This window comes from Hydrogenophaga sp. BPS33, assembly GCF_009859475.1.
Taxonomy (GTDB): Bacteria; Pseudomonadota; Gammaproteobacteria; order Burkholderiales; family Burkholderiaceae_C; genus Hydrogenophaga.
In genome coordinates this window covers 5,066,738-5,091,115 of the sequence record NZ_CP044549.1, presented here as the reverse complement: position 1 = coordinate 5,091,115, position 24,378 = coordinate 5,066,738, and the positions used below count along the sequence as shown (strand labels likewise).

Annotated in this window: 21 protein-coding genes; 10 read left to right on the top strand and 11 right to left on the bottom strand. The window is 66.6% G+C overall.

Annotation, left to right across the window (positions count from 1 at the left end):
• Nucleotides 1-80: 80 nt before the first annotated feature.
• On the top strand, nt 81-629 hold the full coding sequence (locus F9K07_RS23420) for a glycine zipper 2TM domain-containing protein (RefSeq protein WP_159595700.1): 549 nt from the start codon (nt 81-83) through the stop codon (nt 627-629).
• Nucleotides 630-639: 10 nt separating this feature from the next.
• Here F9K07_RS23420 and F9K07_RS23415 read toward each other — a convergent pair whose 3' ends face one another.
• Nucleotides 640-939: a hypothetical protein gene (locus F9K07_RS23415; protein WP_159595699.1), complete on the bottom strand. Its 300-nt coding sequence runs from the start codon at nt 937-939 to the stop codon at nt 640-642.
• A 110-nt stretch (nt 940-1,049) separates the two neighbouring features.
• Here F9K07_RS23415 and F9K07_RS23410 point away from each other — a divergent pair, with 110 nt between their 5' ends.
• Nucleotides 1,050-2,177: an MBL fold metallo-hydrolase gene (locus tag F9K07_RS23410; RefSeq protein ID WP_159595698.1), complete on the top strand. Its 1,128-nt coding sequence runs from the start codon at nt 1,050-1,052 to the stop codon at nt 2,175-2,177.
• A gap of 6 nt (nt 2,178-2,183) precedes the next feature.
• Here F9K07_RS23410 and F9K07_RS23405 read toward each other — a convergent pair whose 3' ends face one another.
• Complete coding sequence (locus F9K07_RS23405) at nt 2,184-2,759, bottom strand: mechanosensitive ion channel family protein (protein ID WP_159595697.1); 576 nt, start codon at nt 2,757-2,759, stop codon at nt 2,184-2,186.
• 217 nt (nt 2,760-2,976) lie between these two features.
• On the opposite strand from F9K07_RS23405, the gene F9K07_RS23400 reads away from it, so the two are divergent.
• Together F9K07_RS23400 and F9K07_RS23395 are read left to right on the top strand one after the other, a co-directional pair.
• Nucleotides 2,977-4,377 carry an APC family permease gene (locus tag F9K07_RS23400; RefSeq protein ID WP_159595696.1) on the top strand — a complete coding sequence of 467 codons (1,401 nt, stop codon included), beginning with the start codon at nt 2,977-2,979 and terminating at the stop codon, nt 4,375-4,377.
• Nucleotides 4,374-5,213: an SAM-dependent methyltransferase gene (locus F9K07_RS23395; protein ID WP_159595695.1), complete on the top strand. Its 840-nt coding sequence runs from the start codon at nt 4,374-4,376 to the stop codon at nt 5,211-5,213. Before F9K07_RS23400 ends, F9K07_RS23395 begins: the two co-directional genes overlap by 4 nt.
• Before the next feature lie 19 nt (nt 5,214-5,232).
• Here the strand turns inward: F9K07_RS23395 and F9K07_RS23390 are convergent, their stop codons facing one another.
• Complete coding sequence (locus F9K07_RS23390) at nt 5,233-6,153, bottom strand: LysR substrate-binding domain-containing protein (RefSeq protein ID WP_159595694.1); 921 nt, start codon at nt 6,151-6,153, stop codon at nt 5,233-5,235.
• A 151-nt stretch (nt 6,154-6,304) separates the two neighbouring features.
• On the opposite strand from F9K07_RS23390, the gene F9K07_RS23385 reads away from it, so the two are divergent.
• The 4 genes from F9K07_RS23385 to F9K07_RS23370 all read left to right on the top strand — a co-directional run bounded on the left by F9K07_RS23385 (nt 6,305) and on the right by F9K07_RS23370 (nt 11,147).
• Nucleotides 6,305-7,759 carry a sulfatase-like hydrolase/transferase gene (locus F9K07_RS23385; RefSeq protein ID WP_159595693.1) on the top strand — a complete coding sequence of 485 codons (1,455 nt, stop codon included), beginning with the start codon at nt 6,305-6,307 and terminating at the stop codon, nt 7,757-7,759.
• A gap of 43 nt (nt 7,760-7,802) precedes the next feature.
• Complete coding sequence (locus tag F9K07_RS23380) at nt 7,803-8,777, top strand: Bug family tripartite tricarboxylate transporter substrate binding protein (RefSeq protein ID WP_201451470.1); 975 nt, start codon at nt 7,803-7,805, stop codon at nt 8,775-8,777.
• Nucleotides 8,778-8,796: 19 nt separating this feature from the next.
• Nucleotides 8,797-10,221 (top strand): FAD-binding oxidoreductase, encoded by a 1,425-nt coding sequence (locus F9K07_RS23375; RefSeq protein WP_159595692.1) that lies wholly within the window; start codon nt 8,797-8,799, stop codon nt 10,219-10,221.
• Between the two features lie 101 nt (nt 10,222-10,322).
• A complete protein-coding gene (locus F9K07_RS23370; RefSeq protein WP_159595691.1) occupies nt 10,323-11,147 on the top strand; it encodes a DUF72 domain-containing protein in 825 nt (274 codons plus the stop codon).
• A gap of 149 nt (nt 11,148-11,296) precedes the next feature.
• On the opposite strand, the gene F9K07_RS23365 is transcribed toward F9K07_RS23370, so the two are convergent.
• The 8 genes from F9K07_RS23365 to F9K07_RS23330 all read right to left on the bottom strand — a co-directional run bounded on the left by F9K07_RS23365 (nt 11,297) and on the right by F9K07_RS23330 (nt 21,823).
• Entirely contained in the window at nt 11,297-12,442 is a 1,146-nt protein-coding gene (locus F9K07_RS23365; protein WP_159595690.1) for a Gfo/Idh/MocA family protein, read from the bottom strand.
• The gene (locus F9K07_RS23360) at nt 12,439-13,497 is read right to left on the bottom strand and encodes a sugar phosphate isomerase/epimerase family protein (RefSeq protein WP_159595689.1); all 1,059 of its coding nucleotides are present in this window, start codon (nt 13,495-13,497) and stop codon (nt 12,439-12,441) included. The genes F9K07_RS23365 and F9K07_RS23360 overlap by 4 nt, the downstream gene beginning before the upstream one ends.
• 26 nt (nt 13,498-13,523) lie before the next feature.
• Entirely contained in the window at nt 13,524-14,486 is a 963-nt protein-coding gene (locus F9K07_RS23355; RefSeq protein ID WP_159595688.1) for a substrate-binding domain-containing protein, read from the bottom strand.
• A 52-nt stretch (nt 14,487-14,538) separates the two neighbouring features.
• Nucleotides 14,539-15,540 (bottom strand): ABC transporter permease, encoded by a 1,002-nt coding sequence (locus tag F9K07_RS23350; RefSeq protein ID WP_159595687.1) that lies wholly within the window; start codon nt 15,538-15,540, stop codon nt 14,539-14,541.
• Nucleotides 15,521-17,056 carry a sugar ABC transporter ATP-binding protein gene (locus F9K07_RS23345; protein ID WP_236581456.1) on the bottom strand — a complete coding sequence of 512 codons (1,536 nt, stop codon included), beginning with the start codon at nt 17,054-17,056 and terminating at the stop codon, nt 15,521-15,523. Before F9K07_RS23345 ends, F9K07_RS23350 begins: the two co-directional genes overlap by 20 nt.
• Nucleotides 17,056-18,186 carry an ROK family protein gene (locus tag F9K07_RS23340; protein WP_159597069.1) on the bottom strand — a complete coding sequence of 377 codons (1,131 nt, stop codon included), beginning with the start codon at nt 18,184-18,186 and terminating at the stop codon, nt 17,056-17,058. Before F9K07_RS23340 ends, F9K07_RS23345 begins: the two co-directional genes overlap by 1 nt.
• 242 nt (nt 18,187-18,428) lie before the next feature.
• Nucleotides 18,429-19,472 (bottom strand): formate dehydrogenase accessory sulfurtransferase FdhD, encoded by a 1,044-nt coding sequence (fdhD, locus tag F9K07_RS23335; RefSeq protein WP_236581455.1) that lies wholly within the window; start codon nt 19,470-19,472, stop codon nt 18,429-18,431.
• Nucleotides 19,473-19,531: 59 nt separating this feature from the next.
• Nucleotides 19,532-21,823: an FdhF/YdeP family oxidoreductase gene (locus F9K07_RS23330; RefSeq protein WP_159595686.1), complete on the bottom strand. Its 2,292-nt coding sequence runs from the start codon at nt 21,821-21,823 to the stop codon at nt 19,532-19,534.
• 149 nt (nt 21,824-21,972) lie between these two features.
• Here F9K07_RS23330 and F9K07_RS23325 point away from each other — a divergent pair, with 149 nt between their 5' ends.
• Together F9K07_RS23325 and F9K07_RS23320 are read left to right on the top strand one after the other, a co-directional pair.
• Nucleotides 21,973-23,046 carry a substrate-binding domain-containing protein gene (locus F9K07_RS23325; RefSeq protein ID WP_159595685.1) on the top strand — a complete coding sequence of 358 codons (1,074 nt, stop codon included), beginning with the start codon at nt 21,973-21,975 and terminating at the stop codon, nt 23,044-23,046.
• 250 nt (nt 23,047-23,296) lie between these two features.
• A complete protein-coding gene (locus F9K07_RS23320; protein WP_159595684.1) occupies nt 23,297-24,361 on the top strand; it encodes a hypothetical protein in 1,065 nt (354 codons plus the stop codon).
• Nucleotides 24,362-24,378 lie beyond the last annotated feature (17 nt).

Here is a 24,378-nt window from a genome sequence, read left to right as displayed (position 1 = left end):
TCACGTCTTGTCACAAGCGACGGCTTGCGGGGGTCTAGATTGCCAGCGTGATGTTTCAACAAGAAAGGATGGATAGAACCATGGACAAATCCATGATGAAAGGCTTGGTCGTCGGCGGTCTCGCCACGGTGGTGATTGGCGCGAGTGGCGTCACGGGTTACCAGGCGCTCATGAAACCCAAGGAGGCCGAGGTGGTCGCCGTGAAGGACGTGATGCAGACCGTGGTGACGCCGGTCGAGCACTGTGAGAACGTGGCCGTCAACCGCCAGGCGCCGGTGAAAGACCAGCACCGCATCGCGGGTTCGGTAATCGGTGGCGTGGCCGGTGGGCTGCTGGGCAGCACCATTGGCGGCGGCAACGGCAAGACGCTGGCCACCGTGGCGGGCGCAGCAGCCGGGGGCTATGCGGGCAACCAGGTGCAGAAGAACATGCAGCAGAAGGACGTGATCACCACGACCGAACGGCGTTGCAGAACCGTGAACCAGAAGTCACAAAAGTTAAATGGCTACCAGGTCACGTATCGGCTCGATGGGCGGGAAGAGACGGTGCGCACCTCGTTCAAACCGGGGCCGACCTTGCCCGTGAAGGACGGCCAGGTGGTGACCACGCCGCCCACGCCGGGCGGCTGAGTTCGCCCGCTCAGATCGGGTCGGCCAGCAGCTTGGAGATGGCGGCGATGTTGGCCGCGCTGGGGACCTGCGGCTTCATCTCGTCTTCTTCCGCGGTCGCGTTCTCGTGCGCCTGGATGGCCGCCACCATGGCGTACTGGTTCTCCCAGGACAGCGTCTTGCCTTCGGGGCACAGGTCGCGCAGGGTGCCGTACCAGTAGTACCCGTCCTTGCCGCCGAAGAGCTGGTCGATGCCGCCGGCATCGCCGGTCTTGAGGCCTTGGGCGGCCAGGATGAGCTTGAGTTTGTGGTGCGAGAGGGAGTACTGCATGGGGTTCAAAAAGGCGGTGGGTCGGCGATTGTACTGACGGCGCGCGGGCTGTTGTGGCGCTGTTAGAGTGCCTGTCTCGGTCGTCATTGGACACCCTGCGGAGGCATTCCATGAACAGTTTTGGCAAACGCGCTCAAGGCCTGCGCCTGGAACGCATGCAGGCGTCCCCGCGCTGGGACGGCATGGGTTTTCGCAATCTGCACCCGGTGCTGCCGGGGCTGCGCGACCCCACGGCGGCCAAGCCCACGCTCAAGGACTTTTTCAGCTCGGGCGGTCGTCGAACACCCGCTGGCCCGCTGCCCTTGGTGGACCCGCGCGAGGCCTGGCGCCGGCCGATCGCCAGCGGCCTGCGCGCGACCTGGCTGGGCCACTCCACGGTGCTGGTCGAAATCGACGGCCACCGCGTGTTGACAGACCCTGTTTGGGGCGCGCGCGCCTCCCCCTTCCGGCTGGTCGGTCCCAAGCGCTTCCAGCCTATGCCGCTGCGCTTGCGGCACATGCCCGAGGTCGACGTGGTGATGATCTCGCACGACCATTACGACCACCTGGACTACCCCACCATTCACACGCTCGCGCGGCACAGCGCGGTGCCGTTCGTGACCTCGCTCGGCGTGGGCGCGCACCTGGAGGCCTGGGGTGTCGCGCCCGAGCGCATCACCGAACTCGACTGGTGGGAAAGCCACCGCGTGCCCGGCACCGGGTTGACCATCACCGCAGCGCCTTCGCAGCATTTTTCCGGGCGCGGCTTGAAGGACCGCAACGCCACCTTGTGGTCGTCGATGGTGGTGAACACCGATCGCCACCGCGTGTTCTTCAGCGGCGACACGGGCCTGACCACCGAGTACGGGCTGATCCGCGAACGGCTCGGCCCTTTCGATCTCGTCATGCTGGAAGTCGGTGCCTTCCACCCGTCGTGGGGCGACATTCACCTGGGACCGGCCAATGCCCTGAAGGCCCATGCCTTGCTGGGCGGCGGTGCCTTCCTGCCGGTGCACTGGGGCACCTTCGGCCTGGCCATGCACGATTGGGACGAGCCGGTGGAGACCTTGCTGCAACTGGCGGGCGCGCAGGACACGGCGCTGCTGCTGCCGCGTCTGGGCGAAGCCGTGGAGCCCGCGCTGCAAAGGCCGGTAGCACCGTGGTGGCGCGCCACGGGGCTGGGGTCATCGGCACCGGAGCGCGCCGCACCCACACCGGTGTCGACGCCGACGCGCGAGCTGCCCTGGCCGTTGGACTGAGCGGCTTCAACCCAACAACGACCGCACCGCCGACGCATGCGTGCGCAGGCGCGTGGTGCGCTGGAAGAACAGGCTGTTGGGCACGCGCAGGTAGGAGGGCGTTTCGCCTTCCGCGACGGTTTCCCTGAGCGTGGTGTAGATCAGGTTGATGTCCATCACCTCGCCCGCCAGCCCGGGCTTGTCGCCACCTTCCAGCACCTCGATCTGGTCGTGCAGGCCAAAGGGCCGCGAGGTGAAGATCAGCAGCGCGCAGAAGATGTTGGACAGCACGCTCCAGGCGGCGAAGAAGGCTATCGCGCCGACCGCGACGAAGCCGGTGAAGCCGGTCCAGATCACCGTGCCCGAAATGCCGACGCGGTCCAGCACCAGCAACAGCGCCGCACCCATCAGCAAGAACGTGACGATGCGGCGGGCGCCCACCACCATCTCCAACGGCAACTGCTTCTCGGTGCCGAGGCGTCCGATCAGGCGATGCAGCACCGAGCGCAGCAACAGTGCGACGAAAACGATCAGCGCGACCTGCAGCGCGATGGTGATGACGTCGATGAAGGGGTGGGCGGAGTCGGGGAGGAAGTCTTTCATGGCGCAGGCGCGAGCGGGTTTGGAAAACGCCCTAGCTTATCCCCCTGGGATGGCATGCCCCCGCCGTGGCCTGCGCGGGCTGCGATACCATCCGCGTCGGTCCGGCCTTGAGAAACCGGGGTCTTGCCGGGAACTCCGCCAGCCAAGCGCATTCCATGAGCAGATAGAAAAATCTGGAGACACCTGTTGAGACAAGAACAAGAACCCAAGGTGCCACATGGCCGATCGCGATCGGCCTGAGCCGCAAGCACACCTGTCGGTGTGGGATGCCGTGGCCATCGTGGTGGGCCTGGTCATCGGCATCGGCATCTTCCGCGCGCCGTCCTTCGTGGCCGCGGGCGTGAGTTCCGAATGGATGTTCATGCTGGTCTGGCTCGTGGGCGGCCTCATTACCTGGGTGGGGGCGCTGTGTTATGCCGAGCTGGCCGCCGCGCACCCGCATGCGGGCGGGGAGTACCACTTTCTCTCGCGCGCCTACGGCACCTCGGTGGCCATGCTGTTCGGCTGGGCGCGCTGCACCGTGATCCAGACCGGCTCCATCGCCGCCGTGGCCTTTCTGCTGGGCGACTACGCCGCGCGCGTGGTGCCCATCGGCCCGCAGGGCCCAGCGCTGTACGCGGCGCTGTCGGTGGTCGTGTTGACCGCGGTGAACGTGGTGGGCACGGCCCAGGGCAAGAAGCTGCAGATCGTTGTCACCGCGCTGCAGATCGGGGCCATGCTGGCCATCATCGTCTTCGGGTTGTTCGGCTCGGCGCCGCCGCAGCCCCTGAGCGAGCCGGTGGTGCCGCCGCAGACCGCCGCGCTGGGTATGGCCATGATCTTCGTGCTGCTCACCTACGGGGGCTGGAACGAGGCCGCGTACCTGAGCGGTGAGCTCAAGGACGCGCCGCGCAACATCGCCAAGGTGTTGACGCTGGGCACCGCCATCCTGGTGGTGCTGTACCTGCTGGCCAATTTCGCTTTGTTGTCCGTGCTGGGCCTGGAGGGCCTTCGCAATTCCGACGCGGTGGCGGCCGACATGATGCACCTGGCGGCCGGGCCGGTGGGCGAGACCATCGTGACGCTGGCCATTGTGGTGGCCGCGATCTCCACCCTCAACGCCACCATCTTCACGGGCGCGCGGGCCTTCTACGCCATCGGGCGCGACATGACCGTGATGCGCTGGATGGGCGAGTGGGACCACCGCCGCCGCACGCCGGTCAACGCGCAGTTGCTGCAGGCCGCGATGGCGCTGGCCTTGATCGGCCTGGGCACGGTCACGCACGACGGCTTCAAGGCCATGGTCGACTACACCGCGCCGGTGTTCTGGCTGTTCCTGTTGCTGGTGGGTCTGGCGCTGTTCGTGCTGCGCTGGCGGCAGCCGCAGCGCGTGTTGCCGTACAAGGTGCCGCTGTACCCGCTCACGCCCATCGTGTTCTGCCTCACCAGCCTTTACATGCTCTATGCCAGCGTGGTCTACACCGGCGCTGCAGCCTGGGTCGGCGTGGGCGTGCTGTTGGCGGGTGCGCCCCTTCTTTTGTTCAAATCGGGACGTCGCCTGATCGACCCGTTGCCCGCCGACACCGAGGCCCCGCTCGTGTTGATCAAGAATCCCCATCCCTCTGGAGACCGTCCATGAAAAACCTTCGTTTTGCCCTGTGCGCCGCCGCTTGCGCTTCGATGCTCGCCGCGGTGAGCGCGCCGGCCTGGTCGCAGACCGCGCCCGCGCCGGCCGCTGCCGAGTACACGCCCAAGGAAGGGCAGATGGGCAAGGACGTGATGTGGGTGCCGACCTCGCAGGTGCTGGTGGACCGCATGCTGGCCATGGCGCAGCTCACGCCCCAGGACCATCTGGTCGACCTCGGCTCGGGCGATGGCCGCCTGGTGATCACCGCCGCCCAGCGGGGGGCTACCGGACACGGGATTGAATACAACCCGCAGCTCGTGGAGTTGTCCAAGCGCGCCGCCAGCGAAGCGGGCGTGAGCGCGCGTGCCACCTTCGAGAAGGCCGACATCTTCGTGTCCGACTTTTCCAAGGCCACGGTGGTCACGATGTTCCTGCTGCCCGAACTCAACGCGCGCCTGCGCCCGATCCTGCTCAACATGAAACCGGGCACGCGCATCGTCTCCAACTCGTTCGACATGGGCGAATGGAAGCCCGACCAGACCCAGCGCGCCACCGAAGGCTGCCGCACCTATTGCGAGGCCTACCAATGGACCGTCCCGGCGCGCGTCGAAGGCATCTGGCGCCTGGGGGGTGGCCAGGAGCTGGTGGTGGCGCAGAACTTCCAGATGCTCGAGGGCACGCTGCGCGAAGCCGGCAAGGCCACGCAGATCAGCAGCGCGCAGATGGAGGGCACGCGCATCCGCTTCTCGGTGGACCACATTGCCTACAGCGGCGAGTTCGATGGCCGCACGATGAAGGGCACGACCGACAAGGGTGAGCGCTGGAGTGCGACGCGCGTGGCGCGCTGAGCAGGCCGCTGGCCTGGGGTCAGTTCAGGGTCAAGGCGCCATTGGCACTGGCGGCCACCGAACGGAGGATGGCGAGAAGCTTTTCAACCCGTTGAGGGTCCGCCATGTTCTTGCGCGTCAGGACGCCCAGCGGCGACGGGATCCAGCTCATCTCGACGGGCAGTCTTTGTAGAGAGCTGGACAAGGTGCCTGACGCGAACAGCGAGGTCGGCAGGAAACCCAGCAGATCCGATGTTGCGACGACGGCTGGAAAAGACAGCATGGAATAGGTCGCGATGCGTGCAGGGGGCAAGGGATGACCTGCGTTGCGGATGGATTCCTCGATCTGCTGGCGAAACGAAGTGTCTTCCGCCGGCAGGATCCAAGGGTGTGAAAGCAGGGACGGCAGGAGAACCCTCGACTTGCGCGCCAGTGGATGTCGCGATGAGGCAATGACCACCGCACCGTCCAAAAACAAGGTTTCGCTGTTCAGGCCCGACGTTGCATCGGCAGAGGGTAGTCGACCCACGAAGAGATCGATCCGGCCGTGGCGCAGGTGTTCCATCAGGAGTTCGCGTGGCCCTTCCACGATGACCGCGTCGGGATGGGAAGGTTCGCCCACAAAGCGGCCGATGGCGACTGCCAACAAGCCCGCGGACGTCACGGGCATGCTGCCCACGCGCAAGGGGACCTGATCCTCGCGAGAGGCACGCACCAACTCCTCGGCGGCGATGCCGAAATCCACGCGCATCGCATCGGCAAGCCGCAGCAGTGTGCTGCCGAATGGCGTGGGGTCGAGCCCACGGCGGTGGCGCACGAACAATGAAACGCCCAACTTGTCTTCCAGCTCGCGGACGTGCTGACTGAGCGCCGGTTGACTGACGCCCATCTGCATGGCGGCGCGCGAGATGTTGCCAGCCGACTTGATGGCTGACAGCGCACGGAGTTCGGCCATGGTCATGCGCCGCAGTGCCGCAGCGGCCTCGCCAACGGCTTCGAATCGGGGTTTAGACATAAGAAAAATCATATGTCACATTAGAAAACGGCGGTGTGCTTTTTGTGGTGCTGCCTAAACTGCCCTGACGCATCCCGCGATGCGTCAAGGAGACCACATGACACCACAGAATTTGCTCGTCATCATGTCCGATGAGCACAGCCGCAAGACCTTGGGTTGCTATGGCAATCCCATCGTGCACACCCCCCACCTGGACGCACTGGCGCAACGCGGTACCCGCTTCTCCGATGCTTACACCACGAGCCCCATCTGCGTGCCGGCGCGGGCTGCCTTCGCGGTGGGCCAGTACGTTCACCAGATTGGCTTCTGGGACAACGCCGACCCGTACGACGGCTCGATCAAGAGCTGGCATCACCTGTTGCGCGAGCGCGGGCATCAGGTGACGTCCATCGGAAAGCTCCACTTTCGCAGCACCGATGAAGACAACGGCTTCTCCGAGGAGATCCTGCCCATGCATGTGGTGGAAGGCAAGGGCGATCTGATCGGCCTGTTGCGAGACCCACTGGCTGCCCGTGGCCACGCTCGGAAGTTGGCGGCGACCGCCGGCCCCGGCGAGTCGACCTACACCACCTATGACCGCGCCATTGCAGCGCAGGCCCAGGTGTGGTTGCGCGAGAAGGCGCAGCAGTACCAGGAAAAGCCCTGGGTGCTGTTCGTCTCATTCGTTGCTCCCCATTTCCCTCTCACGGCACCGCCCGAGCACTACTACCGCTACGCCGATCAGAAGCTGCCGATGCCCAAGCTGCACCAGCGGCCCGATGACCAGCTTCATCCCTATGTGCGCGGCTATGCGTCGTGCATCGACTACGGCGCCTACTTCGAAGACGATGCACATGTCCACAAAGCCTTGGCCTCCTACTACGGGCTATGCACGTTTCTGGACGAGCAGATCGGCAAGGTCCTGGGAGCCTTGCGCGATGCCGGCCTGGAGCAGAACACGCGCGTCGTTTACACCAGCGACCATGGCGACAACCTCGGCTCACGTGGGCTCTGGGGAAAGTCCACCATGTACGAAGAGTCGGCAGGCTGCCCGCTGATCATTGCGGGAGAAGGGTTGCCGCAGGGCAAAGTGGTCACCGAGCCTGTAGGCCACATCGATGTCTTTCCGTTCATCTTCGAGAGCACCGGTGAGGACGCGACGCCGCTCATGGGTGAGCGGCCCGGCATTTCGCTCAAGGCCTTTGCCGAGGGCGCGAAGCCCGATCGGGGCCTGCTCGTTGAATACCACGCCACAGGGTCGGCGGCGGGTGCGTTCGCGCTGCGCAAAGGCAAGATGAAGTACGTTTACTACATCAACCTGCCTGCCGAACTCTACGACCTGGAAGCAGATCCGGAAGAGTTGACCAACGTCGCCCAGGACCCTGCTTATGCGGTCCAACTGGCCGATTGCGAGCGCACATTGCGCGCGATCTGCAACCCTGAAGACGTCGAACGCCGGGCCAAAGGCCGTCAGGCCGAGCTGATTGAACGGCACGGCGGGCGCGAGGCCATCGTCCAGCGGGGTGACTTTGGCAACACGCCGGCGCCCGGAGAAGGTGCCCGCTTTTACTGACGATGCCGATTGGCCAAGACCGCGAACCCACAGGAGACAAAACATGAAACGACGCATTCTGGGCGTAGCCGCCCTCTTGGTGAGCATGGGTCTGAGCGCCATCGCGCAGGCGCAACCGGCTTACCCCACCAAGCCCATTCGCATGGTGGTGCCCTATGCCTCAGGCGGCGGTCTCGACGCGATTGCCCGGCTTGTGAGCCAGGCCATGAGCGAAAGCCTGGGCCAAAGCCTCATCGTGGACAACCGCGCCGGTGGCGGCGGCATGATCGGCGCGGAGCACGTGGCGAGGTCGGCACCGGACGGCTATACCTTGCTCATGGCAGGCAACCCGGAGTTGGTGATCAACCCCGCGCTGAGCCCTGCGATGCGCTACAACGTGACGCGCGACTTCATTCCGATCATGCTGGTGGCGGAGTCACCCAACATCCTCGCCGCGCATCCTGGCGTGAAGGGTTCGCTGGGCGACATCCTCTCCGGCCGAGGCGTGGACGGCCCGGTGGCCGTCGGCACGCCCGGTCAGGGCTCGGCGCAGCATCTGGCCCTTGAAATCATCAAGGCTTCGACGAAGAGCGAACTGGTTCACGTGCCCTACAAAGGCGCGGGGCCGGCGGTCGCAGACGCGCTTGGCGGGCAGACGAAATTGGTGCTCGCAGGCTCACCGCCCCTCATGCCTCTGATCCGTTCGGGCAAGCTGCGTGCGTTGGCCGTCACGCAGGCCCATCGGAGCCGGCTGGCACCGGACATCCCGACAGTGGAGGAAGCCTCGGGCGTGAAGGGCGTGGACATCTACACGACGTGGTACGGCCTGTTGGCTCCCGCCCACACATCGCCGGCGATCGTCGACACGCTGCGGAAGTCCATTGCCGATGTCCTGGCGCGACCAGACATCCGCGCCAAGCTGGCCGAGATGGGCACGGAAGTGGTCGCTCTCCCGGGCGCCCAGTTCGGTGAGCGCATGAAGACCGAACTCAAACGGCACGAGGAAACCATCAAGCGATTTGCGATCAAGGCGGAATGACCGGATGGGACGCGCAAACATGAACCCCATCGCCTTCCCCACTCACTGGCCCGTCATCGCCCATGCCGACGCACCGCAGTCCCTCATCGGACAATTGCGAGAGCGCTTCGGCAGTCAGCTTTCCACGTCGATGGCCGTGCGCGAACAGCACGGTCGCGACGAGTCGCCGTTCGACGTACCGCCACCCAGCGCGGTCGTGTTCGCGGAGCGGACAACCGATGTCGAGGACGCGGTGCGTCTCTGCGCGCAGTTCGAAACTCCCGTGATCGCCTATGGCGCCGGCTCATCGATCGAGGGGCACTTGCTGGCCGTCAAGGGCGGCATTTGCATCGATGTGAGCCGCATGGACCAGATCGTCTCGCTGAATGCAGAGGACATGACCGTCACGGTCCAGCCGGGCGTGACCCGCAAGCAACTGAACGAAGCCATCAAGGATTCTGGCCTGTTCTTTCCGATCGATCCGGGCGCGGACGCATCCATTGGCGGCATGACGGCCACCCGTGCTTCCGGGACCAATGCGGTTCGCTACGGCACGATGCGCGAGAACGTGCTGGCATTGGAGGTTGTCACGGCCAACGGGGAGCGTGTGCGCACAGGTACCCGAGCCAAGAAGTCATCGGCCGGCTACGACTTGACCCGTCTTTTCGTCGGCAGCGAAGGCACGCTGGGCGTCATGACCGAGATCACTGTGCGGCTGTATCCCACCCCCGAAGCCATTTCGGCGGCAGTCTGCTCCTTTGTTTCGATCTCGCAGGCGACCGAGACCGTGATTCAGATCATCCAGATGGGGATACCGATTGCACGTGTCGAATTGCTCGATGCAAATACGGTGCGCATGGTCAACGTTCACAGCAAACTGGCCTTGCGCGAAGAGCCGATGCTGTTGATGGAGTTTCATGGTTCGCCTGCCAGCGTCAAGGAGCAGGCGGAACTGGTCCAGGACATCGCGGCTGACAATGGCGGCAACGCCTTTGCATGGTCCGCCACCCCCGAAGACCGTACCCGCTTGTGGACGGCGCGGCACAACGCCTACTTTGCAGCCATTCAGTCCAAACCCGGTTGCAGGGCGGTGACGACCGATGTCTGCGTGCCCATTTCCCGGTTGGCCGATTGCCTGCTGGAATCCATCGACGAGGCCAACGCCAGCGGGATACCGTATTTTCTGGTAGGCCACGTCGGAGATGGAAACTTCCATTTTGGCTACCTCATCGACCCGGGTGTGAGCGCAGAGCGCGACACGGCCGAAGCGCTGAACCGGCGCCTGGTGGAGCGGGCGCTGCGGCTGGGTGGAACCTGCACGGGTGAACATGGCGTCGGTTTGCACAAGATCGGCTTCCTGGAACAGGAGGCGGGCAGTGCGGCCATTGCCGTCATGCGCGCCATCAAGCAGGCGCTCGATCCGCGCAACATCATGAACCCGGGCAAGATATTTGCGCAGCTGTAGGCGTGGGCTTGATCTCCTGTGCTTTTTTGCGAACACCGCGGGTACATTGGGATGCGAAGCGTCAGGATGCGGTTTCCTGACGTGCTTCCAAGGAGACGGGCATGGCAACGAAAAAGGCGTCGTCTGGCGCGATCCGTTCCGGCGTGGGCGGTTGGACCTACGAGCCCTGGCGCGACAACTTCTACCCCAAGGGCCTCGCGCACAGCAAGGAACTGGCGTATGCCAGTTCCCAGCTCACCGCCATCGAGGTCAACGGTACCTACTACAGCACCTTCAAGCCGCCCACCTTCGCCAAGTGGCGCGACGAAACGCCCGAGGACTTTGTGTTCTCGCTCAAGGCCAACCGCTTCACCACCAACCGCCGGGTTCTGGCCGAAGCGGGCGATTCCATCGAACGGTTCATCGGCAGCGGTTTGAGCGAACTCGGCCCCAAGCTCGGGCCGCTGGTGTGGCAGTTCGCGCCCACCAAGCTGTTCGATCCGGTGGATTTCGAGGCCTTCCTGAAGCTGCTGCCGCGCGAGGTGAACGGCCTGCCGCTGCGCCATGCGCTCGATGTGCGGCACAACAGCTTCATGGATCCGGCCTATCTCGCGCTCGCCCGGCGGTACCAGTGCGCCACGGTGTTCACCGATTCGGACGACTACCCTTCCTTTGCCGACCTCACGGGTGACTTCGTCTATGCGCGTTTGATGCGCACCCAGTCGAGTGTGAAGACCGGCTACGCTGCCAAGGCGCTGGACCGGTGGGCCGAGGCGGCGAAGACCTGGGCTGCTGGCGGCGTGCCGGCCGATGTGCCCTTGCTTGACAGTCCCGGCAAGAAGGCCACTGCGCGCGACGTGTTCATGTTTTTCATCAGCGGCGCGAAAGAGCGCGCGCCAGCGGCTGCCATGGCGCTGATCGAGCGCTTGCGCGCCCCGTCCGCCTGACGCCTTCCCCAGAAGGCGAGGGAGCGGGAGAGGCCGCTTGACTTGGCTCCTTCCCCCTCCGGGCATGGGTATCTACACATGTGAGCGAGGGGGGGCGCCATGCCGCCTGCCGCGTCTGTGTCGTCAGGCAGCCAACTTCACCCAGTTCTTCACGACCCCAACGTTACCCAGCGCGCGTTCTGCCGGTGGCTGCTCAGCACAGCCTCGATGAAAGCCATGCCCTGCAGCCCGTCTGGCAGGCCGGGCATCTCGGTCGGTGCTATGCCGCTGCGCCAGGCCTGTGCGAAATCGCGGTACAGCGCCGCGAAAGCTTCCAGGTAACCCTCGGGGTGCCCTGCGGGAATGCGGCTCGCCGCCGCCAGCGCAGGTGTCTGCGGTGACATACCCCGGCGCAGCTGCCGCACCGGTTCGCCCTGCGGCGCGAAGCCCAGGAACTCGGGTTGCTCCTGGTCGAAATGCAGCGAGGCCTTGGTGCCGTACACGCGCAAGCGCAACGCGTTGCACGCGCCGCTGGCCACCTGGCTGGCCCACAACATGCCGCGCGCGCCGCCCTCGAAACGCAGCAGGGCTTGCACGTGGTCGTCGAGCGCGCGGCCCGGCACGAAGGTGCTGAGTTCGGCCGAAAGTTCCTGCACCGCCAGACCGCTGACATACCGCGCCAGGTGGTAGGCGTGCGTGCCGATGTCACCCAGCGCACCGGCTGGGCCCGCGCGCTGCGGGTCGGCGCGCCACTCGGCCTGCTTGTTGCCGTGCTGTTCGAGTGGCGTGCCCAGCCAGTCCTGCGCGTACTCCACCTGCACGATGCGGATCTCGCCCAGTTCACCTGCGGCGACCAGCTCGTGCGCCTGGCGCACCATGGGGTAGCCGGCGTAGGTGTGCGTGAGCATGAACTGCAGGCCGCGTTCCCGCACGGCCTGTGCCAGCGCCTGTGCCTCGGCCATCGAGGTGGCCAGGGGCTTGTCGCAGATCACGTGGATGCCCTGCTCGACAAAGGCGCGCGCCACCGGCACATGCAAATGGTTGGGCGTGACGATGACGACCGCGTCGATGCCGTCTTCGCGCCGCGCTTCGGCGCGCGCCATCTCGGCGTAGTCGGCGTAGCTGCGCTCGGGCGCGATGTGCAACTTCAGCGCGCTCGCGTGCGCGCGCTCGGGCTGGGACGACAGTGCGCCGGCCACGAGTGTGAACTGGTCGTCCAGGCGCGCGGCGATGCGGTGGGCGCTGCCGATGAAGCTGCCTTCGCCGCCACCCACCATGCCCAGGCGGATGCGGCGCGTGCGGCGGTCGTCGGTCATCGGTCAAGCCCCAGCAGGTGGTTGAGCGTGGCGGCATCGCCCGCGCTGGCGGCGAAGTCGTCGAAGGCGCGGTCGGCCACGCGGATGATGTGGTCGCGGATGAAGGCCGCGCCTTCGCGCGCGCCGTCCTCCGGGTGTTTGAGGCAGCACTCCCACTCCAGCACGGCCCAGCCCGCGAAGCCGTATTGCGCCATCTTCGAGAAGATGCCTTTGAAGTCGATCTGCCCGTCGCCCAGCGAGCGGAAGCGCCCGGCGCGGTGAATCCAGTTCGCGAAACCGCCGTACACACCCTGCTTGCCGTTCGGGCGGAACTCGGCGTCCTTCACGTGGAAGGCGCGGATGCGCTCGTGGTAGTGGTCGATGAAGGCAAGGTAGTCGAGCTGCTGCAGCACAAAGTGGCTGGGGTCGTAGAGGATGTGGGCGCGCGGGTGCTGGTCCACCGCGTCCAGGAAGCGCTCGAAGGTGATGCCATCGTGCAGGTCTTCGCCGGGGTGCAGTTCGTAGCACACGTCCACACCCGCTTCGTCGAAGGCGTCGAGCACCGGACGCCAGCGTTTCGCGAGTTCGGCGAACGCGGCCTCCACCAGGCCGGGCGGTCGCTGCGGCCAAGGGTAGAGATAGGGCCAGGCCAACGCGCCGGAGAACGACGCGTGGGCCTGGAGGCCCAGGCGCTTGGAGGCCTTCGCGGCCATCAGCAGTTGTTCGTGTGCCCACGCGGTGCGCGCGGCCGGGTAGCCGCGCACATGCGGCGCGGCGAAGGCGTCGAACTGCAGGTCGTACGCGGGGTGCACACACAGCAGTTGGCCTTGCAGGTGGGTCGAGAGCTCGGTGATCGACAGGCCGTGATCGGCGAGCTTTCCTTTCACCTCGTCGCAATACGCGTCGCTTTCAGCGGCAAGTGCGAGGTCGAAGATCGACGCGTCCGACGTGGGGATCTGCAAACCCTTGTAGCCCAGCGACGCGGCCCAGCCCGCCAGGCCGTCGAGCGAGTTGAAGGGCGTGGCGTCGCCGATGAACTGGGCCAGGAAGATCCCAGGGCCTTGAATCGTTTTCATGTGGGGTCCTCCTGGTGCGCGCGGGATCAGAACGGCGAATTGGGGAAGTAGAAATCCTTGGCGTTCTGCTTGGTGATGAGCACCGACGGCACGATGGTGTTGGCCGGCAGCTTCTCGCCCTTGGCACGCGCGAGCGCGGTCATCTTGATCGCGTCGTAGAGGAACTTGGGCGAGTACGACACGTTGGCCTGGATCAGCGGGTTGCTGCCGTCCATGAGCGTCTTCACCATCGCCTTCGCGCCCGCGCCGCCGAAGACTATTCTGATGTCCTTGCGCTTGGCCTGTTCGATCGCGCGCAGCACGCCGAACGCCATGTCGTCGTCGGCCGCCCACACGGCGTCGATCTGCTTGAAGCGCGTCAAGTAGTCCTGCATGACCTTGAACGCATCGTCGCGGTTCCAGTTGCCGTGCTTGGCGTCGAGCACCTTGATGCCGGGGTGGTTCTTCATCACCGCGTTGAACGCGTCCATGCGCTCGTTGTCGATGGTGGTGGGAATGCCGCGCAGCGCCACGATGTTGCCTTTGCCATTCAGGGCCTTGGCCAGGTACTCGGCCGGCACCTTGCCGAAGGCGGTGTTGTCGCCGGAGACATAGGCGTCCTGCGCGGCGGTGTCGGTGAGGCCGCGGTCGACCACGGTCACGTACACGCCCTTGGCCTTGGCCTGTGCCACCGGGCGCGTGAGGGCGGCGGACTCGAACGGCAGGATCACCAGCGAGTCGATCTTGGTGGCCGTGAGCAAGTCCTGCAGCTGGTTGGCCTGCTCCGGCGCGCCGCTGGCGGTCTTGATCGTGACCTTGATGTTGGGATCTTTTTCCAGTTCCTTCTTGGCCTCACCGGCCCAGTACACCAGGCCGGCAGCGAAGCTGTGGGTGGCGGCCGGAATGGCCACGCCCAGGTTCACCTTGTTCTGGGCCTGTGCCAGCAGCGGGCTGGCCAGGCCGATGGTGGCCACGGCGGCCAGCGCGTGCAGACGGATGCGGTTCTTCATGCTTGTCTCCTTGGGATGGTGTTGCTGACAGAGAAACAGAAGGCCATGGCCTTCAAGGACGCCGCCGCTGCATGAATGCGACGGCGATGATCACGAAACCCTGCACCGCCGCGTTGAGGTACACGCTGATGATGCTGGTGAGGTTGAGGATGTTGCTGATGACCGAGAGGAGGATCGCGCCGACCACGGTGCCGCCGATGCTGCCCGCGCCGCCGCGCAAGGCGGTGCCGCCGACGATCACCGCCGCGATGGCTTCGAGTTCCCACAGCAGGCCGGTGGTGGGCGATGCCGATCCCAGGCGCGGCACGTAGAGCAGCGTGGCAATGCCCACGCACACGCCGAGCAGCGCGTAGGTGAGCACCTTGGTGCGGTCCACGTCCACGGCGGCATAGCGCGCCACCTGTTCGTTCGAGCCGATGGCCTGCACATAGCGGCCGTAGGCGGTGCGGTTGAGCAGCAGCGCACCGCCCAGGGCTACGGCAATGAACACCCACACCGGAATGGGCACGCCCAGCAAGCTGCCGTAGTAGACCGGGCCGTACACGTCGGCCAGGGTGTTGTCGAGCGTGAGCGCGCCGCCGTCGGCGAAATAGGTGAGGTAGGCGCGGAAGATGCCCAACGTGCCCAGCGTGACGATGAAGGGCTCGATGCGCCCGCGCGTGATGAGCAGGCCGTGCGCCAGGCCGAACAGCGCGCCCAGCAACACGGCAGCGGCCATGCCCACCATCACCACCGCCACCGGGGGCCAACCCAGCGGCGCTATTCTGTTCATCAGCAGAATGGTCACGCCCGCGATCAACGCGGCCATCGAACCCACCGACAGGTCGATGCCGCCGGAGATGATCACGAAGCACATGCCCACGGCGATGATGCCGATGAAGGCGGTGCGCGTGAGCACGTTCAGGCCGTTGTCGACCGTGGCGAACTCGCCATTGAGCATCGTGCCCACGATGCACAGCAGGGCCAGGCCCAGCAGCGGACCCACGGCGGGCAGCCGCAACGCGCGCCGCGCCGCCGGGGCTTTGCCCGTGTTGTCAGTGTGTTCCGGTTGCATGGGCGATCAACTCCTGTTCGTTGAGGTGTTCGGCCGACAGCGTGGCCTGCAGCTGGCCCGCGCGCATCACCGCGACGCGGTGGCACAGGCCGATGAGTTCCATGAGTTCGGACGAGACCACGACCACCGCGCGGCCTTCGTCGGCCAGGCGACGGATGAGCGCATAGATCTCGCGCTTGGCGCCGATGTCCACGCCGCGCGTGGGCTCGTCGAGCACCACCACGCGCGGGCCCGGGTGCAGCACCTTGGCCAGCGCCACTTTCTGCTGGTTGCCGCCGGAGAGCGAGCCGGCCTGCACATCGAGCGAGCCGGCGCGGATGCCGAACTCGCGCACAGCGTCCTGCAGCGCAGCGGCTTCGCTGGCGGGATTGAGCCAGGGCTTCGCGTAGCGGTCCAGCGCCATCAGCGTGAGGTTCTCGCGCAGCCCGAAGTGCACGTGCAGGCCCTTGCCCTTGCGGTCTTCGCTGAGGTAGGTGAGGCCGGCGCTGGCGGCTTCGCGCGGCGAGCGCGGCAGCACGGCGCTGCCGGCGATGTGTACCGACTGGGCCGTGCGCGCGCGCAGCCCGAGCAGGCCTTCGAACAGCTCGGTGCGGCCGGACCCCACGAGGCCGGCGAAACCGAAGATTTCGCCCGCGCGCACCTCGAAGCTCACGCCTTGCGCCCAGCCGGGCACTTGCAGGTCTTGTACCGCCAGCATCACGGGTGCGTCGTTGGGTACGGGATGGCGTGGCGGGTAGAGATCGGCCAGCTCGCGGCCCACCATCAGGTTCGCCATCTGCGCGCGCGTGAGCGAGGCCGTGGCTTGCTGCGCCACCACGCGGCCATCGCGCATCACCACCACTTCGTCGGTGATGCGCTCGACCTCGTCCAGTTTGTGCGAGATGAAGACGATGGTCACACCCTCGGCCTTCAGGCGCGCCACCAGTTCGAACAGCCGCCCGGTTTCGCTGGGGGTGAGCGTGGCGGTGGGCTCGTCCATCACCAGCACGCGCGCCTGACGCGACAAGGCCTTGGCGATTTCCACCAGTTGGCGTTCGGCCACGATGAGCTCGCGCACGCGCGTATCGGGGTGCACTTTGTGCAGGCCCACCTCGTCGAGCACACCGCGCGCGGTGGCGCGCATGGCCGCGTCGTCGAGCCAAAGTCCCAAGGGGCCGCGCCGCCTCTCGTGGCCCAGAAAAATGTTCTGCGCCACCGTGAGGTCTTCGGCCAGGTTGAACTCCTGGTGGATCAGCACGATGCCTTCGGCCTCGGCGGCGCGTGGTCCGTCGAAGCGCACGGTGCGGCCGTTCACCTGCAGCGTGCCGTCGCTGGGCGCTTCGTAGCCGGCGAGGATCTTCATCAGCGTGGACTTGCCCGCGCCGTTCTCGCCCAGCAAGCCGACCACGCGGCCGGGTTCGAAAGCCAGATCGACGCCATTCAGCACCTGCACCGGGCCGAAGCGCTTGACGATGCCGCGCATCGATACGCGCACACCCGGTGCGGTCTCGATGGTGGTGACCGGGGGCGTCGCCATCAGGCCGCCTCCATCTGCAGCAGGCTTTCCTGCATGGCCAGCACGCCCGCGCCAATCAACCCTGCGCGTTCGCCCAATGGCGTGTACTGAATCTCCAAGTGCCGCGTGGAGAGCGCCAGCGAGCGGTGGTACACGCTCTGGCGCACGGCGGCCAGGAACAGCGGCCCCACGCGCGTGACGCCACCGCCGATGAACACATGCGAAGGGTTGAAGAAGTTCACCACCGAGGCCAGCATCTGCCCCACCAGCGCGCCGGAGCGCTGGATCACCTGGTTGGCCGCCATGTCGCCGGCGCGGCTGGCCTCGGCCACGTCTTGCAACCGCAATGTGCCGCGCTCGGCGAGCAGGCGCGCGAGCAGCGGGCTCTGGCCCGCTTCGGCGGCCTCGGTCGCCATGCGTGCGATGGCCGGGCCGGCGGCCATGGCTTCCACGCAGCCCAGGTTGCCGCAATGGCAGCGCGGGCCGTCGGGCACCACGCAGATGTGGCCCACGTCGCCGGCCGAGCCGTTGGCGCCGCGGTAGACCTGCCCGTGGCTGACGATGCCGCAGCCCACGCCGGTACCCACCTTCACCACCAGGAAGTTCTGCAGGCTGCGCTGCATGCGCCAGAGTTCGCCCAGGGCCATCACGTTCACGTCGTTGTCGACGAACACCGGCGCGCTGAAGTCCACGGCGAGGTCGTCGCGGATCGAATAGCCGTCCCACAGCGGCATGAGCGGCGGGCTCACCAATTGGCCGCTGTCGAAATCCACCGGGCCGGGCAGACCGATGCCGATGCCGATGACCTGGCGCGCGGGCACCCCGCATTGCGCCAGCAGTTCGTGCATGAGGCTGCGGATGCGCGAGAGCACCGGGCCGGGGCCGTCGCGCACGTCGGCGGGTTCGCTGTGGTGCGCGAGCACCGTGAGATCGGGGCTGAGGATGCCCACTTCCAGGCCGGTGGCACCCACGGCCACGCCGATCAGCACGCCCAGGCTGCGGCTCAGGCGCAAGGTTTCGGCGCGCCGCCCGCCGGTGGGCACTTGCTCACCGGTCTGCTCCAGCAGGCCTTGTTCGAGCAGCTCGGCCACGGCCGCGTTGGCGCGCGTTTTGGAGAAGGAGGAAGCCGCCGCGAGCGCGTCGCGCGACATGCCGCTGGCCCAGAACACGTGGTCCAGCACCTTGCGCTCGCCGGTTTTCAGGCCTTTCCAGTTCACGTGCTTGTCTCCGTTCGGGTGCCATCGTGGTGTGGCACTGGAGGGGCATCGTAGGGGGTCGAATTAGACCCGGCAAGATCTAACTTTGACCTGAAATGGGTTTATTTCGCCGCTCGGCCGTAGGCAACAGATCCATTTTCTGTTCCCGGAAAACAGAAAAGCATGGCGGACAGCGCTCAGCCCACCCGCTCTGGAAACGTATACGCCACCCTGTCGCCGTCGCGCACGAAGCCGAGCAACAGCAGGTTGCTGGCACGCGCCAGGTCTACCGCCATGCTGGTCGGCGCGGAGACGGCGGCCAACACCGACACGCCGGCGAGCGCCGTCTTCTGCACCATCTCGAAGCTGGCGCGGCTGGTGATGGCCACGAAGTGTTGTGGCAGGTCGATGCCTTCGCGCAAGGCCGCGCCGATGAGTTTGTCCAGCGCGTTGTGCCGGCCCACGTCTTCGCGCACGAGGGCGATGCTGCCGTCCCTTCGGCACAGCGCCGCCGCATGCGTGGCGCCGGTGCGTTGCTGCAAGGGCTGGAGCGAGGGCAGGGCGCACAAGGCGCTGGCGACGGCCGAGGCGTCGACGGTCACGGCGGGCAAGCTGGGCAGCGCCTGCCGAACGGCCGACAACGAGTCCGTGCCGCAGAGCCCGCAACCCGTGCGCCCAGCCAGGTTGCGCCGGCGCTCGCGCAGGCGCCATTCGCATTCGCTCGACACCTCCAGGCGCACTTCGATGCCCTCGCGCGTGGGCACCACGTCGACGCCGCGCAGTTCGCTCGGCACGCGCAGCAGGCCTTCCGTGATCGAGAAGCCGAGCGCAAAGTCGTCGAGGTCGGCCGGCGTGGCCATCATCACCGCGTGCGAGAGGCCGTTGAACACCAGCGCCACGGGCACCTCGTCGGCCAGCCAATCGGTGCCTGTGCTGGCTTCGCCTTGCCGGAAGGTGCGCACCTCGAAGGCGCGGGCACCCGAGGGAGCCGCGTCAGGCGTGGACAGGACCGCGCTGCCCGCGGGTGTGACGTGGGCCACCCAGCGGTCGTCGATCTGTTCCACCCGCACCCAGCCCGGGCCCGGTACACCGCCGATGGAAGCATCGCCCATCAGGCTCAGCTGCCGCATCAGCACGCTCACACCCTGGCTCAGGCGTTTGCCCAGGCGCGGCAGGGACATGCCGCCGGCTTCGCCCGCGAGTTCGCGCAGGATGGCTTCTGCCAGGGGGGCGTTGTTCACTGGTGTACCTTCGGCTCCGCCTGCGGTGCGAGCTTGCTTGGGGCGGCCCGGCGCGGCGCTCATGCCGTGTGCGGCCGCAACACCACCGGAATGGACTTGGACGTCGGCGTGCCCGCCACGATGGCGGTGGCAGACAACGGCACCAGCGGGTTGGTCTCGGGGTAGTAGGCGGCCAGGCAGCCGCGCGGGATGTCGTAGGCCACCAGGCGGAAGCGGTCGGCGCGGCGCTCCTGCCCGTCGTCCCACACGGTGTGCAGGTCCACCCAGTCGCCATCGGCCATGCCCAGCGCGCGCAGGTCCTCGGCGTGGATGAAGACCACACGGCGTTGTCCGAACACGCCGCGGTAGCGGTCGTCCATGCCGTAGATGGTGGTGTTGTACTGGTCGTGCGAGCGTGTGGTGAGCAGCGAGAACACGATGGTGTCGCCTTTGGCCGCGCGGCGCGCGCGGTGCACCGGCGTGTCGCGCGGCACAGGGTGCGGGAAGAACGTGGCCTGGCGTGTGGGCGTGTCCCACACGCGTTCGCTGGCGGTGTTGCGCAGCCGGAAGCCACCGGGCACGGCCACGCGCGCGTTGAAGTCCTTGAAGTCGTCGTCGAACACGGCTTCGATCTGGTCGCGGATGCGCGCGTAGTCTTCCACCAGCCACAACCAGGGCGTGCGGCTGCGTGCCTTCAGTGTGGCCTCGGCCAGACGCGCCACGATGGCGGGCTCGGACAGCAGGTGTTCCGACGCCGGCGGGTTGATGCCCATGGAGATGTGCACCATGCTCATCGAATCCTCCACCGTCACGCCCTGTGGCCCCTGGGCCTGCACATCGATCTCTGTGCGGCCCAGACAGGGCAGGATGAGCGCTTCGCGGCCGTGCACCACGTGGCTGCGGTTGAGCTTGGTGGCCACGTGCACCGTCAGGTCGCACTGGCGCAGTGCCTTCCAGGTGGCGTAGGTGTCGGGCGTGGCGGCGGCGAAATTGCCACCGAGCGCGAAGAACACCTTGCCCTTGCCGTCGAGCATGAGCTGGATCGCCTCCACCGTGTCCACGCCAGGCGCGCGCGGCGGCTCGAAACCGAACACCTGTTGCAGCCGGTCCAGCAGCGCGGCCGGTGGCTTTTCCCAGATGCCCATGGTGCGGTCACCCTGCACGTTGCTGTGGCCGCGCACCGGGCAGGGGCCCGCGCCGGGCCGTCCGATGTTGCCGCGCAGCAGCAGCAGGTTCACCAGCATCTGGATGGTGGCCACCGCATGTTGGTGCTGGGTGATGCCCATGCCCCAGCAGAGGATGGTGTTCTTCGCCGTGGCGTAGATGTCGGCGGCGGTGTGGATCTGCTCCAGCGTAAGCCCGCATTCCTCGACGATGACATTCCACGGCTCCCTCCGCAGGTCTTCGGCCAGGGCGTCGAAGCCTGCCGTGTGTTCGGCGATGAAGCCCATGTCGAGCACCGCTTCGCCCGCATCGTGGCGTTCCAGCACGCGCTTCATGATGCCCTTGACCGCCGCGAGGTCGCCGCCGCCTTTGAGCTGGAAGTAGTGCGAGCTGATCGGTGTGGAACCTAGCGTGGCCATGTCCAGCTTGCTCTGCGGGTCCTGGAAGCGCTCGAGCCCCCGTTCGCGCAGCGGGTTGAAGCTCACGATGCGCGCGCCGCGTTTGGCGGCCGCACGCAGTTCGCCGAGCATGCGCGGGTGGTTGGTGCCGGGGTTCTGGCCGAAGATGAAGATCGCGTCGGCGAGCTCGAAGTCGTCCAGCGTGACCGTGCCCTTGCCCACGCCGATCTGCGGGCGCATGCCGCTGCCGCTGGGCTCGTGGCACATGTTCGAGCAGTCGGGGAAATTGTTGGTGCCGTATTCGCGCACGAACAGCTGGTACAGGAACGCCGCCTCGTTGCTCGCACGGCCCGAGGTGTAGAACATCGCCTGGTTCGGGTCGGGCAGGGCGTTGAGGTGGCGCGCGATCAGCGCGAAGGCCGCGTCCCATTCGATGGGCTGGTACTTGTCGCTGGCCGCGTCGTACACCATCGGGTGCGTGAGCCGGCCCTGGTCTTCGAGCCAGAAATCGCTTTGCGCGGCGAGTTCGGTGACGGTGTATTGCGCGAACAGCTCGGGTCCGGTGCGGCGTGCGGTGGCTTCCGCGGCCACGGCCTTCACGCCGTTTTCGCAGAACTCGAAGGTGGAGGCGTGGTGGCGGTCGGGCCAGGCGCAGCCGGGGCAGTCGAAGCCGTCGGGCTGGTTGGCCGAGAGCAGGGTTTTGGCGCCCTTGATCGGAATGTCTTGCCGCAGCAGGGTGTGCGTGACGCTGTTCAACGCGCCCCAGCCGCCCGCGGGGCCTTTATAAAACTCGATCTTCTGTTCGCTCATGGTCTTTCGGTGCCAGCGGTGGCGCCAGCATTGCGGGGAGAATGCTCACCTTCGTCCATGCTCTCCCGATTTCCAGCCGCGCGCAATATGAAGCCTTGGGCCCAATGCATCGGCAGCGCGCTGCATAAAGTCTCCCCTTCAACGATCCCATGACCCAGGTTTCCATCCGCCCCGTCTGGACCATCCAGGACCCCGATGGCGCGCCGCTGCCCGCGCGGCTGATCGAACTGCTGGTGCTGGTGGCCGAAACCGGCAGCCTGCTGCACGCTGCCAGGGCGCTGGGCATGTCGTACCGCCGCGCCTGGGACCTGGTGCGCCTGGGCGAGCAGCACTTTCGCACGCCGTTGCTGGTGATGGCGCGCGGCAAGGGTTCGACGCTCACCGATCTGGGCGCGCGCATCGTCTGGGCGGACAAACGCATCCATGCCCGCCTGCGGCCTTCGCTGGAAACCCTGTCCTCGGAGTTGGCCGAGGAACTGCGCGGCGCGCTGAGCGAGGCGCCTTCGGCCTTGCGCATCCAGGCCAGCCATGGCTTTGCGGTCGAACGCCTGATCGAGCGGCTGGCGCAGGACGGTCTGAAACTCAGCTTCTCGTATGCCAGCAGCTCGGCCGCTGCCGCCGCGTTGCGCGAAGGCGCGTGCGACATCGCCGGGTTCCACATTCCCATCGGGCCGATGGAGGCGATGGCCGTGGCGCACTACCGGCCCTGGCTGCAGGGGTTGGACCTCACGCTGGTAGACATCGCCACGCGCCGCCAGGGCCTGATGGTGCGCCCCGGTAACCCCAAGGAGGTGTTCGCGTTGGCCGATCTCGTGCGCGACGGCGTGCGCTTCATCAACCGCCAGCCCGGCTCGGGCACGCGCTTGTTGCTCGAAGGCTTGTTGAAGTCGCAAGACATCGCGCCCACGCGCATCGCCGGCTTTGAACAAGGCGAGTACACCCATGCGGCGGTGGCGGCCTACGTGGCCAGTGGCATGGCCGACGTGGGCTTTGGCCTGGAGCCACCGGCGCGCCACTTCAAGCTCGACTTCGTGCCCATTGCCACCGAGCGCTACTTCCTGTTGTGCCGCGACGCTGTGATGGCCACGCCGGCCCTGCAGACGGTGTTGGCCGCGCTGCGCGACCCGGTGTTCCGCGTGGCGCTGGAGGCCTTGCCGGGCTACGACCCGGCGGCGGCGGGGACTGCACTGCCGTTGCGCGAGCTGTACCCGGCGTTGGCCTGAGGCCGGCGGGGAACCGGGCATCGCTACCGGTTCCCAACGGCGCGTCAGGGAGCCCGACCACCCCCCCGCGCAGCCGCGGCGCGTGGCCGGCTTCGTGGTTCCAACACAGGGGAGGTGCGCGATGAGCGATGCAGGGTGCAGGGTGTTCTGGTGGTGGTTTCTCGCAATGTCGCTGACAGCGTGCGGTGGGAGCAGCGTGGGAGGCGGCGACAGTGGGGGAGGCGGGACTGCGCCGCCGGCGGGCCCACTGGTGTCCATCGCCCTCGCACCGGCCAACGCGCGCATCGGCATCGAGACCACGCAGGCCTTCACCGCTGTTGCTACCTACCAGAACGGCTCGACGGCCGACATCAGCGCCGACCCCGGGCTGACCTGGACTTCTTCAGACGCGTCGGTCACCGTGTCGGCATCGGGCGTGGCCACTGCGGTGGCCAGCGGGGCGGCCCACATCCAGGCTTCGTTGGGTGCCGTCAGCAGCAGCGTGGCGGTGTTGCGGGTCCGCAGCCGGGTGTACGTGGCGAACCTGAATGGCAATACCGTGTCGGTGTGTGCGATCACGGCGAGCGGGGATCTCGGTACGTGCAACACGAGCGCCGCCGTGTTCGATGGGCCGACTGGCGTGGCCATCCACCCGGCGGGCACATTTGCCTATGTGGCTAACCAAAGGGGTCGCAACATCAGTTATTGCGAGTTGCGAAGTGACGGTGAGCTGGTGGGCGGTTGCAACACGAGCGCTGTCACCCTCTGGGGGCCCATCCGCGTCGCCATTGACCCTACCGGCACCACCCTCTATGCAACGGCCCTCGTCAGCGGCACCGTGCAGGCATGCCTCATCCTCCGCAACGGAAGCTTGGGTGGGTGTCGGGAGGCCGGCAGCGGGTTCGACCGACCGACCGGCATCGCGCTCAATCCGGGCGGAACGAGGGCCTACATCACCAATCCATCGCTTGGCACTGTGACCCATTGCAAGGTGTCGGCAGGCAGCCTGACGGAATGCGCCGTGAGCGCCGGGGGCTTTTCCAACCCAAGGGGTGTGGTTTTCAACTCCGCTGGCACTCGGGCTTATGTGGCCAATGACGCGGCGGTTTCCAAGTGCGACGTTCAGATGGATGGCAGCCTCGCGCCGTGCACCCCGGCCGCCAGCGGTTTCAACCTCGCGTACGACGTGGCCTTGAACCCAACGGGTACCAAGGCCTATGTGACCAACAGCGCCCACGACGCCATGTCGTTCTGCCCGGTCAACGCCGATGGCAGTTTTGGCGCTTGCACATTCACGACAGGCTTCCGTTCCCCCTACAGCGTCGCGCTGCCCTGATGTGACGAATCTGGATC